Here is a 21,981-nt window from a genome sequence, read left to right on the forward strand (position 1 = left end):
ACCCGTTACGACAGCGGTGCGCACCGGTAGCGTCGCCGCAATGGGCAAAGTTGGTGGGCGACGACGGCCCCTGAAGACCGTCACGGGAGTCAGCGGTGCGGTCAGCGTGTACGCGGCGGCCATCGATCCGTCCGCCACGACGATCGCGTCATCGATCGAGATCGCGAAAATCGCCGAACAACACAAATTCGACGCCCTCTTCGCCGCCGACCTGCTCAGTTTCGGCGCACAAGGCGCCATCGGCGCCCAGGAACCGTTGATCTTCCTGTCCGCGCTGAGCGCCGTCACCTCGCACGTCGGCCTCATCGCCACGGTGACCACCACCTTCCACCACCCCTACAACCTCGCCCGGCTCTTCGGCACCCTCGACCACATCAGCAACGGCCGCGCGGCATGGAACGCGGTGACTTCCTCGGTGGGGGAGGAGAACTACGGCGACCAGGATCTGCCGAGCCCCGAAGACCGGTATGCCCGCGCCACCGAATCCCTCGAGGTGGTCAACGCCCTGTTCGACAGCTGGCAGTCCGGCGCGCTGACTCCCGACGGGCGCGGCGGCGCGATCCTGGACGCCACCCGCGTGCGGCCCATCGATCACGCCGGGCGGTACTTCACCGTCCGTGGACCGCTGAACATCCCGCCCCTACCGCAGCGCAGACCCGTGCAATTCCAGGCCGGGCAATCGGCGGGCGGCATCGAACTGGGCGCGCGATTCGCCGAGGTCGTGTTCACCTCACTGCCGACGCTCGAAGACGCGGTCACCTACACCAAACGCATTCGCGCACGCGCGAGCGAACTCGGCCGCGCCGAAGGCCTGCCGCTGATCATGAGCTCGTTCCACGCCACCTACGGCGCCACCGAAGCCGAAGCGAAGCGCCTCGCGCGGGAACGGGCCGAGGCGACCGACTTCGAAGCGGGACGCGCCGCCCTCGCCGACATGCTCGGCGGCGGCGTCGACCTGTCCGGCCTGCCGCTGGACAAGCCCCTCCCGGACAACGTGCTCCCCGACGTGGCCTCCGTGCACCGCCGACGCGGCCGCGTGGAGATCTTCAGCAACTTCGCACGGTCGGGAAAGACATTGCGAGAGCTGATCATCGCCGCCAAAGACACCGGCCACTGGGCCGTCGCGGGCACCCCCGAACAACTCGCCGACGCGATCGAAGAACGCTACGACGCAGGCGTTCTCGATGTGATCTCCCTCGGCGGACTCGCCGACGAACGCACCCGCGACTTCGTCGTCAACGGACTGCTGCCCGAACTACGCCGCCGCGGCATCACCGGTTCCGACTACGTCGGCGCGACCTTCCGCGAAAACCTCGAACTACCCCCGCTACCGGACTGACACGTGCGGCACGCAGCCGCTGTCACATCAACTCGGCGAGATGGGCGCGCGACCACGCGCACATACCGTGCACCAGCCGCAGCAACTCGTCTCCCGCAGGGGTGAGGGAATACTCCACCCGAGGATTGGCCGTGTGGTGATCGCGCCGCGCGACCAAACCCTCCCGTTCCAGCGAACGCAGTGTCTCGGTCAGCATCTTGTAGCTCACGCCCTCGATCGACCGATGCAACTCGCCGAAACGGCGTTCGCCGTCCCCGATCTCCTCGAGCACCCGCAACGCCCACTTCGTCGACAGCGCCGCGAAAACACGCCGGGCGACCGCCCTGGCCTGCTGCTCCTCGGTCTCGGACACCCTCACCACTCACCTTCGAGTGCGTACTGCCGGTCGTGCCGATCCGCGCCTAGCGTCGGACCGGTGCGCATCCTGAAAACCTATGCCAGAGTCTTCGTCACCGACCTCGACACCGCCCTGCCGACCTACGAACGGCTGGCCGGAGCGACGGCCGATCTCCGTTTCGGCTTCGAGCGCGCCGAACTCGCCGCCGTCGGCGACTTCCTGCTCATCGCGGGCCACCCGGACGATGTCGAGCGCTACCGGACCACCGTCGGCCCGGTCATCGTCGATGATCTCGACGCTCTGCTGCGGACGGTGACCGACTGCGGCGCTGAACTCATCGCAGGACCACTCACCAGCGCCACCGGGACATTCGTCTACGTCCGGCATGCCGACGGAGCCGAGCTGGAATATGTGCAGTGGTCGCCCGAGACACGAGCGCGCGTACTGGGACCGGACCACAGCATCGGGCGCTAGCGGGTGAGGACCGGCGTCGACCGATGCCCTGAGGTTTCCGGCCGCGGCGGGTTCGTGTTCCGCACCCACGTGACGTTGGCGACCAAGTCGTCATCGAAGACCAGTTCGTCCCACAGCAGCCGCTCGGCGGCGTCCGGCGTCGGCTGTACCGCCGGCCGCGGCGCCGCCGCGACGGCCGCGGGCTGCTCGGGCTCGGCGGGCGGCGGCGTCACCAACCACGACAGGGCCCGCATCGGGCTGAGGCTGTAGCGGCGAGCGCCCTGCGCGATCGCGGCCACCGCGGCGGCGCAGCTCAGCACGCCGGCGACCAACGCCACGGGCGTGAGTCCGGCGCTGGCCATACGCCGTTCCCCGCTGCCCGACCCGCCCTCGCCGAAGATACGGTGCAGCAACCCCGCGCCGAGACCTTCACCCGGATCGACCAGGATCCGCAATTCCGGCCCCCTGGCATCCAGGTACAGCAAGGCGCTCAGCACCACGATCGCCGCCAGCACACTGGAGCCGACCACCAGGTGCGCGAACCCGCGGGTCCGCAACCGCAGCTGCGCCACCACCGCGAACACGGTGACGACCATCGCTGCCGCGGCCAGCAGACCCCAGGCGCCGCTGATGTTCACGTCACGGAACTTCGACACCGACCACTCGTCGAAACCATTGGTCGCCCCGGTCACCCGGCCGAACGCGTCGGAGCGCGCCTCGCCACCCGAACCCGACGCCGAAAGCCACGGCTGGAACAGCAAGGCGAAGCCGACCGCGCTCGCGGTCGCGGCGAACAAGAAGCCCCAATCCACACCCCGTGGTGGCGTCGCCCCGCGTCCGGTGCCTCCGGAGCCACGGCTCCGACGGTCGCGCGTTTTGCTTGCCTGCCAGGGGGTTGGTTGTACCATTGCTCCAGTTTCGCCGGTGCCGCATGAATAACTCTGCCGCCCAGAGCAATAACAGTGGAATTGCCCCAGAAGCCGAATATCGCGGCACATCGATAAGATGTAATTCGATCGGGCATCATCGGCCATCGACGAAAATCACCGTAAGCAGCTGCGCGACAGCAGGCAAGCGTGATCGATCTCCCACGCATCGCCGCAGCTCCCACGGCCTACCGACGAAGAGTGACCCAACCGGCGAGTAACTTTTCGCGCACGGCGTTGAACTCGACATTCACAGATTTCACCGCAACGATGCCCAACGCGCCGCGCCCCGATTGCTGTGACACGCTTAACAAGACAGCACTAGGACGTCGGTCACAAAATTCACGCGGCACGAACTCGACACGGCCGGAAATTCGCGAATCCCCGCCGCCCGAACGCATTCCCCGCAGCACCGCCCGAAGCGGACATCCCGCCGCTAGTGCCCCTCCGCGGCCGCACGCGCATCCGCCACCGCCCGGGCGATCCGCGCCAGACGCTCCTCCGGCACCTCCACCGCGCCGTCGGCATCGACCAGCACCGCGGTCGGATAGATGTCGCGCAACAGATCCGGGCCACCCGTCGCGGTATCGTCATCGGCCGCGTCGAATAGCGCCTGCACCGCCAGACGCAACGCCGCCTCCGCATCGATCGCACGGTGATAGGTCTTCTTCAACGACGACTTCGCGAACACCGACCCCGAACCGACCGCCGTGTAACCGAAACGCTCCTCCTGCCGACCACCCACCGCGTCATACGACACGATCCGCACCGCCCGCTCCGGCTCCGCAGCGTCCGGGTCGTAGCCGACCAGCACCGGGATCACCGCCATATCCTGCAGCGCCGCAGGCAGATTCGCCCGCACCATCGCCGACAACTTCGTGGCCTTGCCGTCGAACGTCAGCGACGCTCCCTCGATCTTCTCGTAATGCTCGAGCTCCACCGCGAACAACCGGATCATCTCCACCGCCACCCCGACCGTGCCCGCGAAACCCGCCGCCGAATACGTGTCGGTGATGAACACCTTCTGCATATCGCGCGTCGACACCAGATGCGCCATCGTGCCCCGCCGATCACCCGCCACCAGCACACCACCGCGATAACCGATCGCGACGATCGTCGTCCCGTGCGGCGCGACACCACTCGCGCCACCGCCGAAATCCGGATCCGGCAACAACCGCGGCGCATACCGGCGCAGATACTCCGAGAAGGACGCCGCCGGGTACCGCAAGCCGAGCGGCAGGTGACTATCGGTCGTCATGAATCACCTCTCCGGGCGGAGCGTGCCCCACCCGCGAACACGTGCACTTCCGCCCGACGTTACCGGAACCCCACCACCACCCGGCGACAACCGCGCTAGGCCGGATCCTCCCCGACACAGGTCTCCGCCGCATCGATGTGGACACAGGGAACCGGAGCCCGCGTCGGCCGATAATCCGGCGCCACACCACCCGCGCGGATCAGCCGGGCATACGCGTCGACCCCATCGGTCGGGCGGCGCGCCAACGTCGGATCGGTCAGCACATCGACCGTATAGAGCCCGAACCGCGGCGCGTAGGAACCCCACTCATAGTTGTCCGTCAGACTCCAATAGTTGTAGCCGACCACATTCATCCCATCGGCCTTCGCCCGCTGCAACCAATACACCGTGTCCCGCAGATGATCGGCGCGGGTATACCCATCCGGGCGCACCTGCCCGTTCTCCGTCGGAAGCCCGTTCTCCACCACATACAGCGGCCGCCCCGGAAACTGGCGCGCGTAATGCCGCAACGCGTAGTAGATACCCTCCGGATGCACCGGCAGCTCCCACATCGGCGGACCCCCCTCCGCACCGCCCTGCGCCGCCTCCCCGGTCTGCGGCAACGGAGCGAAGTAATAGTCCAGACCGATGAAGTCCAACTTCGCCGAAATCCGGTCCACGATCGGCTGATTCACCTCCGTCTCCGCACCCGCCACATACCCCAGATTGCTGGTCACCTGAGCACCCGGCCGATAACCGTGGATGACGTCGTAGATCTCGTTGTGCGCCTGCGCGATCCGATCCAGCATCACCGGCGCCTCATCGACACCGATCCCGCCCGTGCGCAACTCGGTGCCGACATACGCCACAGGCTCGTTGAACGTCACCCACAGCGGATCACGCGAGGCATACCGCTGCACCACCTTGCGCATGTTCGCCAGCCAATCCTCCACCATGCCCGGATCGCGCCACCCGCCCCGATCCACCGCCCACCCCGGATACACCCAGTGATCCAACGTCAGCATCGGCCGCATCCCCGCCGCGACGATCCGGGCGATCACATCGTCGTAGAACCCGAACGCCGCCTCATCCCAGGCATGCGGCGCCGGCTGCAACCGCGCCCACTCGATACCCACCCGATACACCCGCACACCCAGCCGCGCCGCCAGATCGATATCGGTGAGATAGCGGCGAGCGAAGTCCACCGAATCCAGATACGGATCCGCCGTCCCACCCGACGCGATGAAACGCGACCAGTTGCTGTCCGGCGCATGACCCTCGGACTGAAACCCCGACGACGCCACGCCCCACAAGAAATCCCTACCGAACGCGGGCAACTCCCGGCCCGGCTGAGCAGCGGAAACCCCCGAAGCCATCAGCATCGCCGCAGCGGCCGACAACGCGGCGAACCCGCGCCGGTGAGTGCGTGTACGCATCGCCGTAGCGTAACTGTGAGATTGCTGGCGATCGGGGGAAGAACTCGCGTGTCGTAGATCCCACAACCGTCACAATCCGGGCCCACCCCAACCCCGACCGCCGCGCCAACTCCACGCCCACGGCGAACCATCCTCCGCCGCACTCGCCGACCTCGCGGTATTCGACCCGGCCGCAATAGTTCTCGCCGCCTCGGCTGCCGAAGAGCCGCCGCCCGGATCACCATGATCGACAGTCATAGCCCCATCCGCCCAGCGCGTCCCCAGGAAACGCCGCACAACATCACACAAGCGAATCAATTGACCGAGCGCATCCGCCGCCGATCGACCAGACTTGCCCAGGTGACCAGATACGCATTCGATGCCGACCGCGCCGCCCTCGTCGCCACCTGGGCGACCGGACGAGGCGACCTCGCCCAGACGGTGGCCACCCTGCCCCCGCAGGTGACCACGGACCAGGCAACCGATCTGGCGTCGAACCTCACCACCCTCTCGCGGTTCCAATGGCGCACCTACACCCACCCCGCCAGCGCCGCGGGCGACCCCGACGTCCCCAACAGCGAAGCATGGCGCCGCGCCGAAGAACGCCGCAACTTCAAAGAAGTCGAAGCCGGACTGCGCAATCCCCACCTGCCCACCGACGAAGGACTGCTCGTCTCCTACAGCGGCGTCGTCGAATCCGCCCACCGCATCGGCCGCACCCTGCACGACATCGACCACGCCGCCCTGCTCGAAACCGTCGCCGCCGAGGTACGCACCGAACAGGAAGCCATCGAATCCGCCGAACGCGGCGACCTCTCCGGCCGCGCCCGCCAAGCCGTCGAACTGTCCCGCCCCGACGTATCCCCGGCCCAGGTCCACGCCGCCGACGCACTCCTGCGCAACGACCCACTCGGCAGCATCGAACTGTTCACCGAACTCGACCCCGCCTCCGCCTCCGTCGCCGCGGCACACTGGCTCTACGCCGCCGCCGAAGTCGCAGGCGAGGCCGCGAACGTAGCCACCACCGATGTCGTCGCCGAAGCCGACGACATCGAAGCACTCCAAGTCGAGACACCCACCCTCGTCCTCGAACGACTCGCCGCAGGCGAGACCCCGACCGAAGTCGTCCTCGACCTGATCGCCGAAGCGATGGCCGTCCACGAAGGCCGCGTCCCGGCCCCCTGGAGCCTCGTCGCCCGCGTCGCCGACATCGAAGCCCAAGCCCACCGATTCGGCGTCGACGCCGACACCCGCGAAGCAATGCTCACCAGCTTCCGCATCAGCCGACTCGACCCCGCCCGCCCCGCTCTCGACCTCTTGGAAGACCTCCTCGACGGTATCCGCGGCTGCCTGCTGCTCTACGCCGCCCACACCGAGCACGACGACGCCGAAACCGAAAGCCGCTTCGCCGAAGACGTGCGCCTCGAAGCCGACGCCGACCCCGAAGACCTTCTCTGAACGCTGAGGCGGGGCACGGCCACGCCCTGCCCCGCCGGGAGTTCAGCGAGAAACTTCATCGGACCCAGCCGATTCCGAGGCCAACCAGGTACGCAACGCGCGGTAGACCGCCGCGTGATTGAGCAACGTGAAGTGATGCGCCGACGCGACATGCATACCCTTGTCGACATCGAACCCGATGCGCCGGGTCCGAGCCCGGCCCCCACCACTCGGTGTGAGAACCAGCCCGTCACCGATCACACGCCCCAGCGGATGCCGCGAATTCCTCGTGACCGTGGCGGTAACGAAATAATGCTCCGCGTCCCGCAGCAGCGGAACCTCCCGAACCGCCCGGCGACGCAGCGCATCGGCGTCCAGATCACGCCAATCCTCGTCCACCAGGGAGCCGTCCCGAAGGTCCCGGATACCCGCGCTGCGGCGACGCAACAGCCGCCCGAACGGACGAGTTTCTGGAAACCGCACCAGCGCCGCCGACGCGTAATGCACCAACTGCTCCAGCGGCGCGCCCATATGCGGTGAACCCAGGCACACCACGTGGCGCACCCGCCGCACCCACGGCACCCCGGCTTCACTCGCCACAAAGCACGCACCCCGGGCGACCAACCCACCCATCGAATGACCTACCAGCGACACCCGCTCGATCGGCACCGGCCACCCGTCGACCAAGCCCTGCATCAGCTCGCTGAACTGCGCCGCGTTCTCCGAGATATGCAGACCGGTGTTGTACCGGACCTGCAACGACGTGCATCCCGTATCGGACTCCAGACGCTCGGCATAGGTCGGCCCGCCGCCCAGACCCCACGCGTGCTCGGTTTCCACCAAGCCGTGCAAGAACACCACGATGTGCGCGGCGGGCCGTTGAACGCGCGCACCGACGAGCTCCGCGGGCACGGGAGCGCCGTCGATCCGGAACGTCATCGGCCCGGCCAGAATCGGCCGCGTCCGTTCGAGATCATCACCGATCAAACCCTGCAGCGCGGCCAGCAATCCCGAGCCGTACACCGTGCGTGACGGTGCGACGCCGGGCAGATCCGCTGCCCGTTCCGCGACCATGCCCGCCGCCACCGCGGATCCACCGACCACGCGGTAGACGCTCTCCGCGATCGCATCGTGCATCAACTCGACCGGAGCCGCCGCAGGCCCCACGCCCCACCGCACCGCCGCGAACACGCGCTGCGCGATCGCCCGGTGCACGGCCGCGATCCCGTCGACCGCACCGCCGAGTTCGTCACCGGCCAGCCGGGCCAGCGCCCTGACCTCCGCTTGCCGCTGGGGCACATCCTCCGTCACAACCTCAGTGTACAAGTGTGCACTGAAAAATGAACCCTACGGCACCCGCGACACGGCCACCGCCGCCTCGGTGAGACTGCCCAGATACAGCACGCCGTCCTGCTCGACCACGCCGGTCACCATCGAATAGTCGGTGCCCTCGACCTGAAGGTCGTGCACGACGTTGCCGTCGAAATCGACCGCCAGCACCCACACCGTCCGCGCAGGCTTCGGCTGCACCCACTTCGGCAGCGTCCACACGATGCGCCGCAGAATGCCAGGCAGCGGAAGCAGGCGATCCAGCAACGGATTACGCGGCGAAGGAAGCGTGATCCAGATCAGGCCGTCGCTGCCGAGGCCGAGGTTGTCCGGGAATCCGGGCAGATTCTCGATCAAACGTTCCTGCTTTCCCGCCTTCGGGCCGGTCAGCCAATAGCGCGTGAGACGGTAGCCGCCGGTCTCCGCGACGACCACGCTGGAGCGATCGGGTGCCAGGACCACGCCGTTGGCGAATTGCAGATCGTCGATGAGCGTCTCCACGTTGCCCGCGGGGTCCCGGCGGAACAGGCGACCCGTGCCGGAGTGCTCCAGGATGTCACCCATGTACTCGTCGAGCGAGTACCGGCGCGACGACGCCGAGAAGTAGATCGTGCCGTCGGCATCGCGCACCACATTGCTGGCGAACCGTAGTCGCTCGCCGTCGATTTCGTCGACCAGGACGTTCAGCCCGCCCTCGGCGTCCAGCTCCAGCAGTCCACGTTCGAAATCGCAGATCAGCACGCGCCCGTCGGCGTCGGCGTGCAGACCGAGCGGGCGGCCTCCAGTGTTCGCGAGTTCGCGGACGTCGCCGGTCGCCGGATCGATGCTGAGGACCGCACCGCCTTCGACGCCCGCGATGATCCTGCCGTCGGGGGAGAGGACGACATCTTCCGGGCCGGCACCAGGCAGCTCGAGGCGCCGGATGTCGGGAAGAGGTGGAGCACTACGAGTTTGATGCGCTCGTGCGGGGGAGCGCGGTGGTGTCCAGCGTTGCGGCTGCATGGTCGAGGCGAGCATGGCATCAGGGTAGCCGGGGGAGTGCGGAGGTCTCCGAGAAACGGTGCGCGGTCGGGGACCGCTTATGGGCGGAGGCGGAGGTGCCAAGGACGGATGCGTACGGACTGCGTAGCACCATGTCGATACGTAGATATGCGCATCTACGAATGTTATCCTCATCATCCCAGCCAGACTCACTCAACCCAAATAGACCAAAGCAGCATTGAAGGGGGAGGGGAGCGCCCGAGATCGGCGACGACTACGCGGAGCGGAACGGGCGGCCTCTCACGCTGCTGCCCAGGCCGCCTGTCGCGGCAATCGCGCCGCCGGGAGCGCGGCGGCCTGGGCAGCGGCATCGAGACGTCAGGGCTGGTGGGTGATGGTGTACCAGAGAATTGCCAGGGTACCGACCGTGAAAAGCGGTGCGATGATGAAGGTTTCGACCTTGTTCCCGGTGCGCTCGATGACGGGAAGGCTGACTCGTAGGCCGAAGGGCCAGAACAGGCGGCAGCCGCGCTCGGTGAGGCAGTCGCCGAGCAGGTGGGCCAGTGCGCCGAGTCCGACCGCGAACGGCAGCCAGACCGGCTTGTCGGCGATCCAATGTTCCATGGCGAACGTGCCCGCGGAGGCGAGCACGACGATCGGTCCCCATGCCTTGAAGTTGTTGCCGGACGGGCACAGATGCAGTGCGCGCACAGCCAGGGCGAGGAGGAAGAAGACCAGGCTCAGGGTGAACCAGTGCCCGAGCCAGTGCTCGCCGGCCCACGTGCCGTAGGCAGCGGCCGCGACGAAGGCCAGGGAGTGCGTGGCGCCGCGATGGCCGCCGGAGGCCCAGGAGATGAGCTTGCATGCGGTGTGCGTGATCGGACCCAAAGTGTGCGAGATGGTCCCGTCGGGGTGGTCCGCGTCTGGCAGCAGTGCGGCCCCGGCCGTGAGAAAGACGCCGAGCAGCAGATCGACGGTACCGAGGTGTCCCGTCGCATCCTGGAGAGCCGGAAACGTCAAGATCGTGACCGGTAGCGTCGCCGCTGCCGCCGACCAGGCCAACGCGCCACTGGTCGCATGTGAATGTCCAAGCACGATTCGAACGTTAGTTCAGCTTGCTATCGGTTCGCGAATGCCGCTGTGCGAGGTCGGAAGTCGTGCGGGAAGCGTGTCCGGCGTTCGGGCTTGCGCGGAAATGAGGTAGGGGAGTGCTGGTAAGAGTCGTGGCGATGCGTAAAACGTTCTGTAGGTGGACAATCCGGTTCAGCGCGGGATGCGGGCGTGAGAACCGTTCATGCATACCTCGCGACATCATCAGCGTCGCTTGAAACGATCCGTGGTGCACGTGCATTAGCGCGTGAGGAAAAAAATTGCGATACGTTCCTTTGCGTATATATGCATGATTCCCACCTACCACCGAAGTTCCGACCCAGCCGGACTCAAACCAGAGCAGCCTCGAGGCCGGGGGACCAGGCGTGATGTGAATCCAGTTCTAGAGGACGTCGCCGATGGCAACAGTCGCTGCGGCCATGATCCGGCGCGCGAGGTCGGATCCGTCGACCGGGCCGGTGGTGTCGACGGCGACGACCGGCGTGAGCGCGAGCGGTTCGGCCAGGCGCGCCCAGTGGTCCCAGTCGTGCGCGAGGTGCGCGTCGTCGTGGTACAGGGCGGCACGTGTACGGCCGCGGTATCGGTCGCGGGCGAGCTCCGGCGGAACTGAGCACCAGACCTCCACTGCTCGCGTCGCGCCCGACTTCACGATGCCGTTGGCGGCGTAGCGCGCATCTCGGGGTTTGAACCACCACGAGTCGATCAGCGCGACACCGGGAAGCGCGGCGGCCAGCGCCCAGGCGGCCTCTGTCGCGATCGCCCCGATATTCGGTAGTACCGCGGTGTGATCGAGCCCTGAGCCCAGCGCCTCTTTGATGGCGTCCCGCGTGATCAAGTGCGCACCGAGTTCGAGCGCCAGCGCCGGAGCCAAGGTGGACTTCCCGGAGCCTGGTAGTCCGTTGACGAGAACGAGTAGTTCGCAGATGGCGACGAACCTCCGGGGCGATCGAGAAGAACAAGTCGGCGGGCCTGATTCTCGTTGCGCAGCGCCATGACCGGCAAGCCGGAAGGAGGAGTGTTCGGCCAGTGAACCTATCGCCGATGGTTCCCAGACCTGGGGATCTCACTTCGCACTCCGCGCATACGCTGCATCGCATAGCGCTAGATGATCGATAGCTATATCTCGATCCGGACGTCTGGACGGAGCGTGGCAAATGTCTGGTTTCGATCAGATCGGCTCAACCAGTGGTAGGCCCTGCGGAGGAGGTTGTGGTGGGTGAGGGGCGCGGAGTTCATCTGTGCGGCAGTGTGCCGTTGGCGGATGCGGAAACAGTCTTCACCGAGGCGGCGCGGCGAATCGGCAAGCACTTGAAGCGCATTCCGGATGGGGAGACCGGAGTTCGGGACAACTGGGTAGTGTGGCAGTTGCCCAAGATGCAGGCGCATCCGGACCTGGAAACCATTCCGCCGCCGAGCCCCGAGTACGGGCCGAGCGAGCGGGTGCGGCCCAAGCCCGGCGTGGACGCGGCGTCGATCGACTTCGGTCCCTTGGGTTACGCGGAGGCGGCGCTGGAATCCTGGCGAGTCTTCCACCGGCTGCGTGAGGACGGGACGATCCCCGCGGGCATTCGGTTCCAGGTGAGCTTGCCAACGCCTATCGCGGTGATCGGTGCGTTCGTCGCGGGTCCGCAGGGCGAGTTGGAGCGCAGGTACGAGGCGCGGCTGCTCGACGAACTCGCCGTCATCCTCGGCACGATCCCGGCGGAAGATCTTGCGGTGCAGTGGGATGCCGCGGTGGAGTTCGCGATCTTCGAGGGCGTCTTCCCGTCGTGGTTCGGCTCCGACTACCCGACGCAGCTCGAGGAAGTGGGGCGGCGGCTCGTTCGGTTGGGCGGTGCTGTGCCTGAGTCGGTAGATCTTGGTTATCACCTCTGCTATGGCGATTTCGGTCACCGGCACTTCGCCGAACCCGCCGATACCGGCAAGCTGGCTGCGGTCGCCGGCCGTATCCTGGGCGGGCTGGAGCGGCGGGTCGACTGGATTCACCTGCCGGTTCCGCGCTCGCGTACCGATGCCGACTATTTCAAGCCTCTCGCCGATCTTGTTTTGCCATCTGGAACGGACTTGCACCTCGGGCTGGTGCACGCGACCGACGGCCGTGCCGGCGCGCTGGCACGGATCGAAGCTGCCCGCTCGGTGGTCGGCGAGTTCGGCATCGCCACCGAGTGCGGTATGGGCCGCCGTCCGGCCGGTCAGATTTCCACGTTGCTGGATCTGCACGCGGAACTCGCGGACTTGCTGGCTTGAATCCGCCTCCTCGACGTCGGGTCATATTTCGGGGTTGGGCCCGGCGCCGAGTCGCGAACCGGCGCGGACACCGACCACGACCACATCGTCGTAACGCACGGCTACGCGCTGGCCTTCGTCATCACCACGTGGATGATGCTGCCGGTGGAGGGTGGCGGTTTCGTGCCGTTCGCAACCGCGCGATGCTCAGCCTCGCCGACACGTCTCACTTGGATGCGCCGGGGAGATGAGGGTTCTTCGAACCGGAGGAGCGGTTACCAGTCCTCTAGTTGACATAATGTTGATTATCGGCGCAATTTTGGGGCGGTTCGCAGCAGTGATTGTGCGGCGTATTCGTTGTCTGTCTGTCCGATCCGGTAAGGCAAGAATGATTCGGTGAGTTCAAGGGCTGTCGGGCTTCTGCAGCGATTCCGGGAGTGACCTGATTGCGTAACCTGCTGCGCACAGATTGCGCACCGCCATTTTGTCACTGTGACGTATTGCGTAGTCAGGTGCGCGCCGATACGAAGAACTTGGCAAATATGCCGTCGACGTATGACGCTCTGCGGCAGTGGATGGTTGGTCGGCGACGTCATGGAACGAACGGTTGGGCGACGTCGACCGCATCGTTGCGGACCTGCCCCCTACCCCAGGATGGTTGGAGTGGGTTGGTTGACGAGTCTTGGAATTTTCCTAGATCGGGCTCGTTGGGGCTAGCGGCGGGCTCGGTGGACCGGGATGGTGAGGAAGTGCGGCGGGTGTAACCGCGTGGTGTTGCTGGATGGCTGTCGTCGCACAGTCCAGTGATTGGTGATTGGCTCTGGTTGTGGTGGCCAGTTGCGGGCACGCTGGGTCGGTGCTGGTTCGTCGGTTGGTCGCGTTGTATGTCGGATTGTGGTTGTACGGGTTCTCGATGGCGGTGATGGTGCGGGCGGGGCTCGGGCTGGATCCGTGGGATGTGTTTCATCAAGGTGTGGCGCGGCACGTGCCGATCAGTTTCGGTGCCGTCACGGCACTGACCGGTGTCGCGGTGCTGTTGGCTTGGATTCCGCTGCGACAGTTGCCGGGTCTGGGCACGGTGAGCAATGTCGTGGTGATCGCCGTGTCGGTCGATGCCGGGCTCGCCTGGCTGCCGTCGTGGGATGCGCTGGCGGTGCGGGCCAGTGCCATGGGGGCCGCTGTCGTGTTGAACGCGGTGGCGAGTGTGTTGTACATCGGCGCGGGTATGGGTCCGGGCCCGCGGGATGGACTGATGACTGGACTGGTCCGGTGCACCGGGCGATCGGTGTGGGTGGTGCGCACGGCGATCGAGGTGACGGTGTTGACGACGGGATTGGTTCTCGGCGGCAGCGTCGGTGTGGGGACCTTGGTCTACGCCTTCGGGATCGGACCGCTGATCCACCTGATGATCCCTGCTGTGAACCGATTCCTGCCGGGGTTTTCGCCGTCGAAGCCGGTGCTTGCCGTCGGCGGTGACGCGGTGGAAGTTCCGGCCGGGTAGCTCGACTCCCCTACTCCTCTTCGAAGCGTCTTCGAATCGTCACAGTGACGACAGGGCGTGACTTCGATGTCGGTTCAGCGGTGTGGTCCGACGCTCACCTCGGCGAGCCGGTCCAACTCGTGAAGCGCCGCATCGTGTGGCAGAACTGGAACGATGCCCAGCAATGTGCGGTGAATTCCCAACTCCGCCAGGTATTCCAGTTGGTGGCGCTGTGGTTGGAACAGTGTCGCGATCACCGGCACCGGCGCTCGACCGTGGCGGTCGGCGAGGGCCTGTAGTTCGTGGATCCCCCTCGCCAGCTCGTCGAGTGGTAGGCCGACGGGGGCCAACCATCCGTCGGCGTGGTCGAGGATGCGTTGGTGTGTGGATGGTCCCCAGCCGCCGAGCCACACCGGGGGGCGCGGCTGCTGGACTGGCTTCGGCCACGAGTACAGCGGGTCGAAATCGACGAAGTCGCCGTGGAATTCGGCTTGTCGGTGGGTCCAGATGTTTGTCATCGCGAGGAGTCGTTCGCGCTGTAGCGCAACTCGTGTTCTGGGATCGGTGCCGTGGTTGCGCATCTCTTCACGCAGCCAGCCGACGCCGACGCCGAGTTCGAACCGTCCTCCCGAGGCCAGGTCCAGGCTCGCCACTTCCTTGGCCAGAATGATCGGATCGCGTTGGACGACCAGCGTCACGGCCGTGCCGATCCGTAGCCGTTGTGTCGCGGCGGCTGCGAACGACAATGTGACGAACGGGTCGAGATTGCGGTGGTAGTCGTGTGGGATCTCGTCGCCACCGGGGTATGGCGTGGTGACCGTGACCGGTATGTGTGTGTGCTCGGCGACGAACAGCGACTCGAAGCCGCGGTCTTCCACTGCCCGGGCGAGGTCGGCCGGGCCGATGCTTTCGTCGGTCACGCCGGTGAAGATTCCGATCTGCATTGGGCTACGGTAAACATTGACGCCAGCGTCAAGGTCAAGGTCGAGGTGAGTGGAATGCGGATCGGTGAACTAGCGCAGCGCACTGGTTGCAGCACGAGGGCATTGCGCTATTACGAGCGGCAGGGTTTGCTGACGGCAGCGCGTGGCGGCAACGGCTACCGCAGATTCGACGACTCCACCGTCGAGACCGTTCTTCGTATCCGTGCTCTTCTGGCAGCCGGGTTGCCCACCGATGTCATCCGTCGGGTACTGCCATGCGCTCGCGACACCGTTCCGCGGTTCGAGCCGTGTGCCGAGGTGGTAGCGATCTTGAAGTCGGAGATCGACCGAATGGACGCGCTCGCCTCGGATCTGGCGCGCTCCCGCCACCTGCTCGCCTCGATTCTGCTCGACTCCGGTGTACCGGTAGCGAGCGACCGCGCCGCGCAGAGCACGACGTAGCAACCGCGCGGTGCTGCGGATCCGGCACGACGTCCCGCGCCGTCTCACCGCGTGGGGCGCACCGAGTGGCCACGGCCGGGCACGATGGGAAACGAGACGCTGTCCGTCGGGGTGCTCGGGTCGATATGAGCACGTTTCGGGCGCAGGCGTGCGGCTGGCCGTACCTCGCCTGGTGACGGCGCATATCCTGCCGGTGGGTACTGTGGGCGGCCGCGCGGCGTCGTCACGTGCGAAACAGGTTGGTGCGAATAGTCTTCGGCGATTCGGTCGACGAAATGCGTGGCGGCAGAGCGCGCGTGTGAGTGACAATCCGGATGTGTCCGCTCTGATGCCCGATGTGGTCGCCGCCGAAGTGTTCGCAGCCGGGACGCAGCCCGCTTTGAGGGGTGAGACCGTGTTGTTGCGGCCTTGGACGAACGCCGACGCGGCGGTGATCCAGGCCGTCTACCAGGATCCGGATATCCAACGCTGGCATGTTCGCGATGTCGTCTCCGAGGCCGAGGCGCGGGAGTTGATCGCCCGCTGGCAGGCGGGGTGGAGCAATGGTGACGGCCCGCAGTGGGCTGTCGTCGTCGGTGACGTGGTGGCGGGCAGGGTCGGGTTGCGGCATATGGCACCCGCGGATGGCGTGGCGGGGATCGCGTACTGGACGGCTCCGGGATGGCGGGGCCGCGGCGTGACGCCCGCCGCGGTCGAGACGGTGACTCGGTGGGCGTTCGAGGTGGGTTTCCATCGGCTGGAGGTGTCGCACTCGGTGCGTAATGCCGCGTCCTGCCGGGCGGCGGTGAAGGCGGGATTCGCGCCGGAGGGTGTCCGGCGCAGTGCTGGGTTGCACGCGGACGGTTGGCACGACATGCATTTGCATGCCCGCCTCCGCCCGGCATAGATCCCTGTACGGAAGCAGCTGTCCCAGATAGCCTGTGGGAAGCGATCCGGCAGAAGGTGAAAATTCATGAGTGCTACCACCATTGCCCGGCAGTGCACGTTGTGTGAGGCGCACTGCGGAATTCTCGTCACGGTCTCCGGTGACCAGGTGACGCGGATCGAGGGCAATCCGCAGGACGTGCTGTCGAAGGGGTACATCTGCCCGAAGGCGACGGCGATGGGCGGGTTGCACCATGACCCGGATCGGTTGCGGACGCCGGTGCGGCGGGTGGGTTCGTCGTTCGAGCCGATCGGCTGGGACGAGGCATTCGACGAGATCGGTCGGCGGTTGCGCGAGGTGCGTCGCGAGCACGGCAACAGCGCGATCGGCATGTATCTGGGGAATCCGGCCGCGCACAGCTCGTCGGTGCTGTACGCGGTGTTGCTGCGGTCGGTGCTGCTGACGCGGAACTTCTTCTCGGCGTCGTCGATCGATCAGTTCCCGCAGGAGTTCGTCGCGTGGCGGATGTTCGGCTCGAATGTGCTGATGCCGGTGACCGATATCGATCGGACCGACCGCCTGGTGATCCTGGGGGCGAATCCGGCGGTGTCGAACGGGTCGGTGACGACCATGCCGAATGCGAAGCAGCGGATCCGGGACGTGCGGCGGCGTGGTGGGAAGGTCGTGGTGATCGACCCGCGGCGGACCGAGACGGCGCGGCTGGCCGATCAGTATGTCGCGGTGGCTGCGGGCGGTGATGTGTATCTGTTGCTGGCGATGTTGCATGTGCTGGTCGCCGAGGATCTGTGTGACGAGGGGGCGATTCGCGCGTCGAGCACCGGTTGGGAGCGGTTGCGTGCGCTGGTGGCCGAGGCGTCGCCGGAGCAGATGGCGCAGTACGCGGGAGTGGACGCGCAGACGATTCGCGGGCTGGCTCGGGAGCACGCGGCGGCGCGCTCGGCGGTGCTGTACGCGCGGATCGGGGTGTGCCAGCAGGTGACCGGCACGTTGACGCATTGGCTGGTGAACACGATCAACGCGGTGACGGGCAACTTGGATCGGGCGGGTGGGCAGATGTTCGCGACGCCGCCGATCGATGCGCCGCGGTATGCGAAGTACCTGCCGATGGGGTATGGGGCGTGGACCGACAGCTCCGGGACCTACAAGTCGTTCCGCTCGGAGTTGCCGGTGGCGGCGCTGGCGCAGGAGATGTCGGCCGAGGGGCCGGGCCGGATCCGCGCGATGATCACGTATGCGGGCAATCCGGTGTTGTCCACGCCGCAGCGCGGCCGGTTGGGGGCGGCGCTGGACGGGCTGGATTTCTATGTGGCCGTGGACATGTACGTCACGGAGACGACGCGGCACGCGGACATCATCCTGCCGCCGATCTCGCCGTTGGAGCGCGAGGACGTCAACATCCTGTTCCCGGTGTTCAGTGTGCGCAACAATCTGCGTTTCGACGCGCGCGTGTTCGAGCCGCCCGCCGATGGGCTGGAGGATTGGCAGATCATGGCGCGGTTGGTCACCGAAATGGTGCCGTTGCCTGCGCGGCGGCTCACCGCGCGGGTGCTCAACGCGGTGTTCGATCGGGTCAGCCCCGTGCGGATCGCCGCGCTGGGGGTGGCGGCGGGGCCGTACGGGGTGTTGCGGCGGGGTCGCAAGGGTTTGACGGTGGGTAAGGCGCGTGCGGCGGCGGGCGGTATCGATCTGGGTCCGTTGCGGCCGAGGCTGCGGTCGCTGCTCGGGACGAAGGATCGGAAGGTGCATGTGGCGCCGGAGGATTTCGTGGCGGCCGCGCGTGAAGTTCTCGCGGCCGCGCGGCGGGGTGAGGCGGTGACCGCGCCCGCCGACGGCTACGACTTGAAGTTGATCGGTCGCCGTCATCTGCGCAGCAACAATTCGTGGCTGCACAATGTGCCGTCGATGGTGAAGGGGCGCGATCGTTGCACGGCGCTGATGCATCCGCAGGATGCGGCGGCGCGCGGGTTGCGCGACGGTGAGCCGGTGACGGTGCGTTCGCGCACCGGGGCGATCGTGGTGCCGTTGGAGGTCAGTGACGATATCCGGGCCGGGACGGTGGCGATCCCGCACGGGTGGGGACATCAGGAGCCGGGTGTCGGGTGGACGGTGGCGGCGTCGCTGCCGGGCGCGAATGTGAACCTGCTGCACGATCCGGCGGTGACCGACACGTTCTCGGGGACGGCGGCGGTGAACAACACGTGGGTGACGGTGACACGGGCGTCGGTCGACTCCGGGGAGCGTGTGGACCTCAGCGAGCGCGAACCCGCGCCGACCGCTTGACGAGTGTGGACCGTCTGTTCGGCAGCGTCATCGCCGTTGGCTGGCGCTAAACGGCTTGACCAGCGGTTATGGCGGTGGCGGTTCGGCTGTCCGGAATGTCCCTCCGCCGGATGGGCGGCCATCGAGAGGTCGCTGGTTCAGGTCTCCCCCGGTTACCGCATGCGAGGCGTGTTGCGGGCTACAGCCGTGACTGGGAACAGCTTCGGGCCGACACGCGCCAATGTTGGCATGATGGGTGCGCCTCCGCCCGCCGGCACTGAACACCGATGTCTCGCAACGGGCTGTTGAACTGTAAAGCCAGGGCGGGTCACGAGACTCGGCTGACCCGGACAATTGTATGAATCCGGCGAGTCCGGTTCCGACGGGTCCGACGGATTGGGGAGAACCGATGACAAGCGATGCGCTCGAACGTTTGCGGCGGATTCTGCCGCCGTCGCCGGCCAGCGCGGAGTGGGCGGCGCTGGACCTGCAGGGGGTGGCGGAGGCCGAGGCGGCGTTGGGGGTCCAACTGCCGCCGGACTACCTGGACTTCCTCGCGGTCTACGGTGCCGGGTTGCTTGATGACTCCCTGCTGATCGCGGCACCGGCGACGGCGCCCGGCCACCGGTACAGCACGAGTGTGGTGGAGATCACCGGGACGTTTCGGCGGGCTGCTGCCAAGCCGTACAGGGCCGAGATTCTGGGTGACGGTGACATGTATATCCACTGGGGTGTTGATGGCGGTGGCGACTTCTACTACCTGTGGCGCGTCGAGGGTGAGTCGAGCGCCGAGTGGCCGGTGTGCGTATACGACGACGAATTGACGGTGCTGCCGTACGGGATGGTGGAATTCCTGGCCAGAGCCTGTACCGGAGGCCTTCCCGGCGAGCTGCAGTGCAAGTTCCGCGGCAACGGCCACGAATTCCTGCACTGGCAGGACCAGTACCGCCGCGACGTCGAGCAGTACGGGTCCGGGTCATACATCCCCGGCTGAGCGACTCGCTCCCGCTCCGCCGACTCCACCGCACCTGACTATGAGGGTGGAACGCTGACGGCCCCCGTGGGTGTCGTCCCCCGCGAGGTGGGTCATTTGCTCACCTGGTCGACGCGGGTGCCGTCCAGCCAGGGTTGGGGGTCGGCCAGGAACGGGGTGTCGGCGAGGCGGTCGAGGTCTTCGAAGAAGGCTTTGGTGGTGCGGGCGGCCGCGGTGGTGGTGCCGACGGAGACGAATCCGGCTTGTTCGGCGTCGAGGCCGCGAGAGAGGGATTTATCGGAGCCGAAGTAGACGGCGCGTTTGAGTTCGGCGACGACGACCGGGTTGCGGGCGGCCAGCCGGGCCGCGGTGGCCTGGGTTTCGGTGAGCAGGTCCTCGGCCGGCAGTACGCGGTTCACCAGGCCGAGACGCAGCGCTTCCTGGGCGGTGAACGGCGTGCCTTCGAGGGTGACCTCGATGGCTTTGGCGGCGCCGAGCAGGCGGGTGAGGCGTTGGGTCGCGCCGCCGCCGGGAATGAGGTTGGCCAGCGTCTCGATCTGGCCCAAGCGCACGTGGTCGGCGTCGGCGGCGTAGCGCAGATCGCAGGCCAGCGCGATCTCGTGCCCGCCGCCGAGTGCGGGTCCGTTGATGGCGGCGAGGTAGGCGACGCCGGAGCGGTTCATCCGCAAGGTGGTGCGTTTCCAGCGGTAACCCCAGACCAGGCCCGCACCGAGACCGCCTCCGTGGCGTTCGACCAGGTCGGTGGCGCCGGGAACGTGCAGGACGGCAGCGGCGGCGCGCAGGAACGGTGCGGCGGCGCGAGCGGGGACGAAGGGGCGTGGTTTCTCGATCATGCCGCCGAGGGCGGCGGGGTCGGCATGGGTGAGGAAGCGGCCGGGCAGTCCTCCGGTGAGCACGACCGCGCCCACGGTGTCGTCGATATCGACCGCGGCGGTGAGAAGGTCGAGGTCGCGGACGACCGCGGTGGTGACGAAGTTCCACGGGGGCGCGACCACACGCGCGGTGAGTACCCGCCCGGACTGGTCGAGTTCGATGGTTTCCAGGGGCAGGTCGGCGGCGGACATCGGCGGCTCCTTCGGTGCGCATATCGGCGGTCGGGACGCGAGAACGGTTCCACGCGAACGCGTTTCGGAAGCGGTCCAGCGCAGTCGTGGACTACACCCTAATGTTGCGGACCGGCGGGGCCGGTCCGCAACATCGGTCAGGCCGTGGGCTTGTGGACGCGGGTGTCGTGGAATTCCAGGAATGCCGCGAGGGTCTGCTCGGGTGCCTCCAGTTGCGGGTAGTGGCCGATTCGCGACAGTTCCACGACATCGGGGTCGGTGATCAGTTCGCGGTAGCGGTGCACCATGTGGCCGCCGGAGACGGGATCGGACAGGCCGTCGACGAGCCGGACGGGGACCTGGGCCTGCTGCAGTGCGCCCACCCAGCGCTTGCGCTGCTTGCGGCGTTCGGCCATGTAGCGGATGAGTTTGTGGCCGTTGCTCTTGCCGTGCCTGCTGCACCACAGCAGCCAGAACTGGTGCAGTTCGATGTCGGTGGGTTTGGTGTCGGGCCCGAATACCGCGGCCAAGCTGTGGTGGAAGGTGCGTTCGCTGCCCAGGACGCCGACCAGCGGGCCGAGCGGGCTCGCCAGCAGCCGCTGCACCGGGCGGGGGCGGTGTGTTTCGGGGAACAAGCCGCCGTTGAGCAGGCACACCGACTCGATCACCAGGGATTCGTCGCCGGCGGCGCGGCGTTCGGCGTCGCGGGCCACAAGCTCCTGGGCGACGGTGTCGCCGTAGTCGTGGGCGAGGATGTGGTACCGGCTGATGCCCTGTTCCCGCAGCAGGTTCTCGTGGATGTCGGCTTGGTCGGTGATGCGGTAGTCGTAGTGGCGGGGTTTGGCCGACCAGCCGAAGCCGATCATGTCGGGGGCGATGACCCTGGCGAATCGTTCGCACAGGCCCGGCCAGATCCGATGCCAGTCCCAGGACGCGGTGGGAAATCCGTGGATGCACACCAGCGTCCCGTGGGTGCCTGCGCCTCCGTCGCGCCAGAAGATCTGGTGGCCGCGATGAGTGTGGCGTCGTCCGTTCGCCCGCCAGGACGCGAACTCCTCCATGTCTACCTCCTTGTCGTCGACAAGCATGGCGCGTGTGTGCGCCCGGGCACAGTAGTTCGGTCGGCCGTGCACGTGTCATCTAC

At 67.0% G+C, this 21,981-nt stretch carries 20 protein-coding genes; 9 read left to right on the forward strand and 11 right to left on the reverse strand.

What is annotated here, in order from left to right:
* The first annotated feature begins 40 nt into the window (after positions 1 to 40).
* On the forward strand, positions 41 to 1,339 hold the full coding sequence (locus AB0L97_RS27675; protein WP_364434985.1) for an NtaA/DmoA family FMN-dependent monooxygenase: 1,299 nt from the start codon (positions 41 to 43) through the stop codon (positions 1,337 to 1,339).
* Positions 1,340 to 1,361: 22 nt separating this feature from the next.
* On the opposite strand, the gene AB0L97_RS27680 is transcribed toward AB0L97_RS27675, so the two are convergent.
* Positions 1,362 to 1,691 (reverse strand): helix-turn-helix domain-containing protein, encoded by a 330-nt coding sequence (locus AB0L97_RS27680; protein ID WP_355078032.1) that lies wholly within the window; start codon positions 1,689 to 1,691, stop codon positions 1,362 to 1,364.
* Positions 1,692 to 1,754: 63 nt separating this feature from the next.
* Between AB0L97_RS27680 and AB0L97_RS27685 the strand changes: the two genes are divergently transcribed.
* Positions 1,755 to 2,150 (forward strand): VOC family protein, encoded by a 396-nt coding sequence (locus tag AB0L97_RS27685; protein ID WP_364434988.1) that lies wholly within the window; start codon positions 1,755 to 1,757, stop codon positions 2,148 to 2,150.
* Here the strand turns inward: AB0L97_RS27685 and AB0L97_RS27690 are convergent.
* The 3 genes from AB0L97_RS27690 to AB0L97_RS27700 all read right to left on the reverse strand — a co-directional run bounded on the left by AB0L97_RS27690 (position 2,147) and on the right by AB0L97_RS27700 (position 5,728).
* A complete protein-coding gene (locus tag AB0L97_RS27690) occupies positions 2,147 to 2,926 on the reverse strand; it encodes a hypothetical protein (protein ID WP_364434991.1) in 780 nt (259 codons plus the stop codon). The genes AB0L97_RS27685 and AB0L97_RS27690 overlap by 4 nt on opposite strands.
* Before the next feature lie 565 nt (positions 2,927 to 3,491).
* Entirely contained in the window at positions 3,492 to 4,313 is an 822-nt protein-coding gene (prcB, locus tag AB0L97_RS27695; protein ID WP_364434995.1) for a proteasome subunit beta, read from the reverse strand.
* Positions 4,314 to 4,408: 95 nt separating this feature from the next.
* A complete protein-coding gene (locus AB0L97_RS27700; protein ID WP_364434998.1) occupies positions 4,409 to 5,728 on the reverse strand; it encodes a family 1 glycosylhydrolase in 1,320 nt (439 codons plus the stop codon).
* 339 nt (positions 5,729 to 6,067) lie between these two features.
* On the opposite strand from AB0L97_RS27700, the gene AB0L97_RS27705 reads away from it, so the two are divergent.
* Complete coding sequence (locus AB0L97_RS27705; RefSeq protein WP_364435001.1) at positions 6,068 to 7,165, forward strand: hypothetical protein; 1,098 nt, start codon at positions 6,068 to 6,070, stop codon at positions 7,163 to 7,165.
* A 42-nt stretch (positions 7,166 to 7,207) separates the two neighbouring features.
* On the opposite strand, the gene AB0L97_RS27710 is transcribed toward AB0L97_RS27705, so the two are convergent.
* From AB0L97_RS27710 to AB0L97_RS27725, 4 genes are all read right to left on the reverse strand, one after another.
* Positions 7,208 to 8,455: an alpha/beta fold hydrolase gene (locus AB0L97_RS27710; protein ID WP_364435004.1), complete on the reverse strand. Its 1,248-nt coding sequence runs from the start codon at positions 8,453 to 8,455 to the stop codon at positions 7,208 to 7,210.
* 36 nt (positions 8,456 to 8,491) lie between these two features.
* Positions 8,492 to 9,490 (reverse strand): SMP-30/gluconolactonase/LRE family protein, encoded by a 999-nt coding sequence (locus AB0L97_RS27715; protein ID WP_364435007.1) that lies wholly within the window; start codon positions 9,488 to 9,490, stop codon positions 8,492 to 8,494.
* 342 nt (positions 9,491 to 9,832) lie between these two features.
* Positions 9,833 to 10,549 carry a metal-dependent hydrolase gene (locus AB0L97_RS27720; RefSeq protein ID WP_356966070.1) on the reverse strand — a complete coding sequence of 239 codons (717 nt, stop codon included), beginning with the start codon at positions 10,547 to 10,549 and terminating at the stop codon, positions 9,833 to 9,835.
* 397 nt (positions 10,550 to 10,946) lie between these two features.
* Positions 10,947 to 11,600 (reverse strand): AAA family ATPase, encoded by a 654-nt coding sequence (locus tag AB0L97_RS27725; protein WP_364435104.1) that lies wholly within the window; start codon positions 11,598 to 11,600, stop codon positions 10,947 to 10,949.
* A 176-nt stretch (positions 11,601 to 11,776) separates the two neighbouring features.
* Here AB0L97_RS27725 and AB0L97_RS27730 point away from each other — a divergent pair, with 176 nt between their 5' ends.
* Both AB0L97_RS27730 and AB0L97_RS27735 read left to right on the forward strand, forming a co-directional pair.
* The gene (locus AB0L97_RS27730; RefSeq protein ID WP_364435011.1) at positions 11,777 to 12,811 is read left to right on the forward strand and encodes a hypothetical protein; all 1,035 of its coding nucleotides are present in this window, start codon (positions 11,777 to 11,779) and stop codon (positions 12,809 to 12,811) included.
* An 835-nt stretch (positions 12,812 to 13,646) separates the two neighbouring features.
* On the forward strand, positions 13,647 to 14,291 hold the full coding sequence (locus AB0L97_RS27735; protein WP_364435014.1) for a hypothetical protein: 645 nt from the start codon (positions 13,647 to 13,649) through the stop codon (positions 14,289 to 14,291).
* Positions 14,292 to 14,365: 74 nt separating this feature from the next.
* On the opposite strand, the gene AB0L97_RS27740 is transcribed toward AB0L97_RS27735, so the two are convergent.
* The gene (locus AB0L97_RS27740) at positions 14,366 to 15,214 is read right to left on the reverse strand and encodes an LLM class F420-dependent oxidoreductase (protein WP_364435017.1); all 849 of its coding nucleotides are present in this window, start codon (positions 15,212 to 15,214) and stop codon (positions 14,366 to 14,368) included.
* Between the two features lie 54 nt (positions 15,215 to 15,268).
* Here AB0L97_RS27740 and AB0L97_RS27745 point away from each other — a divergent pair, with 54 nt between their 5' ends.
* The 4 genes from AB0L97_RS27745 to AB0L97_RS27760 all read left to right on the forward strand — a co-directional run bounded on the left by AB0L97_RS27745 (position 15,269) and on the right by AB0L97_RS27760 (position 19,794).
* Positions 15,269 to 15,655 carry a MerR family transcriptional regulator gene (locus tag AB0L97_RS27745; protein WP_355078020.1) on the forward strand — a complete coding sequence of 129 codons (387 nt, stop codon included), beginning with the start codon at positions 15,269 to 15,271 and terminating at the stop codon, positions 15,653 to 15,655.
* Positions 15,656 to 15,971: 316 nt separating this feature from the next.
* Positions 15,972 to 16,541, forward strand: coding sequence for a GNAT family N-acetyltransferase (locus AB0L97_RS27750; RefSeq protein ID WP_364435022.1), 570 nt, complete (start codon positions 15,972 to 15,974; stop codon positions 16,539 to 16,541).
* A 66-nt stretch (positions 16,542 to 16,607) separates the two neighbouring features.
* The gene (locus AB0L97_RS27755) at positions 16,608 to 18,821 is read left to right on the forward strand and encodes a molybdopterin oxidoreductase family protein (RefSeq protein ID WP_364435025.1); all 2,214 of its coding nucleotides are present in this window, start codon (positions 16,608 to 16,610) and stop codon (positions 18,819 to 18,821) included.
* A gap of 388 nt (positions 18,822 to 19,209) precedes the next feature.
* A complete protein-coding gene (locus tag AB0L97_RS27760; RefSeq protein WP_364435028.1) occupies positions 19,210 to 19,794 on the forward strand; it encodes an SMI1/KNR4 family protein in 585 nt (194 codons plus the stop codon).
* Between the two features lie 92 nt (positions 19,795 to 19,886).
* Here the strand turns inward: AB0L97_RS27760 and AB0L97_RS27765 are convergent, their stop codons facing one another.
* Both AB0L97_RS27765 and AB0L97_RS27770 read right to left on the reverse strand, forming a co-directional pair.
* Positions 19,887 to 20,858, reverse strand: coding sequence for an enoyl-CoA hydratase-related protein (locus tag AB0L97_RS27765; protein WP_355078016.1), 972 nt, complete (start codon positions 20,856 to 20,858; stop codon positions 19,887 to 19,889).
* A gap of 137 nt (positions 20,859 to 20,995) precedes the next feature.
* A complete protein-coding gene (locus tag AB0L97_RS27770) occupies positions 20,996 to 21,898 on the reverse strand; it encodes an alpha/beta hydrolase (RefSeq protein WP_364435032.1) in 903 nt (300 codons plus the stop codon).
* Positions 21,899 to 21,981 lie beyond the last annotated feature (83 nt).

This window comes from Nocardia sp. NPDC051911 (assembly GCF_040681035.1).
GTDB lineage: Bacteria > Actinomycetota > Actinomycetes > Mycobacteriales > Mycobacteriaceae > Nocardia > Nocardia sichangensis.

Bases quoted from the DNA above. Each gene is read 5' to 3' on its own strand.
- AB0L97_RS27675 (WP_364434985.1), top strand. From the start codon at position 41: ATGGGCAAAGTTGGTGGGCGACGACGGCCCCTGAAGACCGTCACGGGA.
- prcB (WP_364434995.1), bottom strand. From the start codon at position 4,313: ATGACGACCGATAGTCACCTGCCGCTCGGCTTGCGGTACCCGGCGGCG.
- AB0L97_RS27700 (WP_364434998.1), bottom strand. From the start codon at position 5,728: ATGCGTACACGCACTCACCGGCGCGGGTTCGCCGCGTTGTCGGCCGCT.
- AB0L97_RS27715 (WP_364435007.1), bottom strand. From the start codon at position 9,490: ATGCTCGCCTCGACCATGCAGCCGCAACGCTGGACACCACCGCGCTCC.
- AB0L97_RS27740 (WP_364435017.1), bottom strand. From the start codon at position 15,214: ATGCAGATCGGAATCTTCACCGGCGTGACCGACGAAAGCATCGGCCCG.
- AB0L97_RS27745 (WP_355078020.1), top strand. From the start codon at position 15,269: ATGCGGATCGGTGAACTAGCGCAGCGCACTGGTTGCAGCACGAGGGCA.
- AB0L97_RS27755 (WP_364435025.1), top strand. From the start codon at position 16,608: ATGAGTGCTACCACCATTGCCCGGCAGTGCACGTTGTGTGAGGCGCAC.
- AB0L97_RS27760 (WP_364435028.1), top strand. From the start codon at position 19,210: ATGACAAGCGATGCGCTCGAACGTTTGCGGCGGATTCTGCCGCCGTCG.
- AB0L97_RS27765 (WP_355078016.1), bottom strand. From the start codon at position 20,858: ATGTCCGCCGCCGACCTGCCCCTGGAAACCATCGAACTCGACCAGTCC.
- AB0L97_RS27770 (WP_364435032.1), bottom strand. From the start codon at position 21,898: ATGGAGGAGTTCGCGTCCTGGCGGGCGAACGGACGACGCCACACTCAT.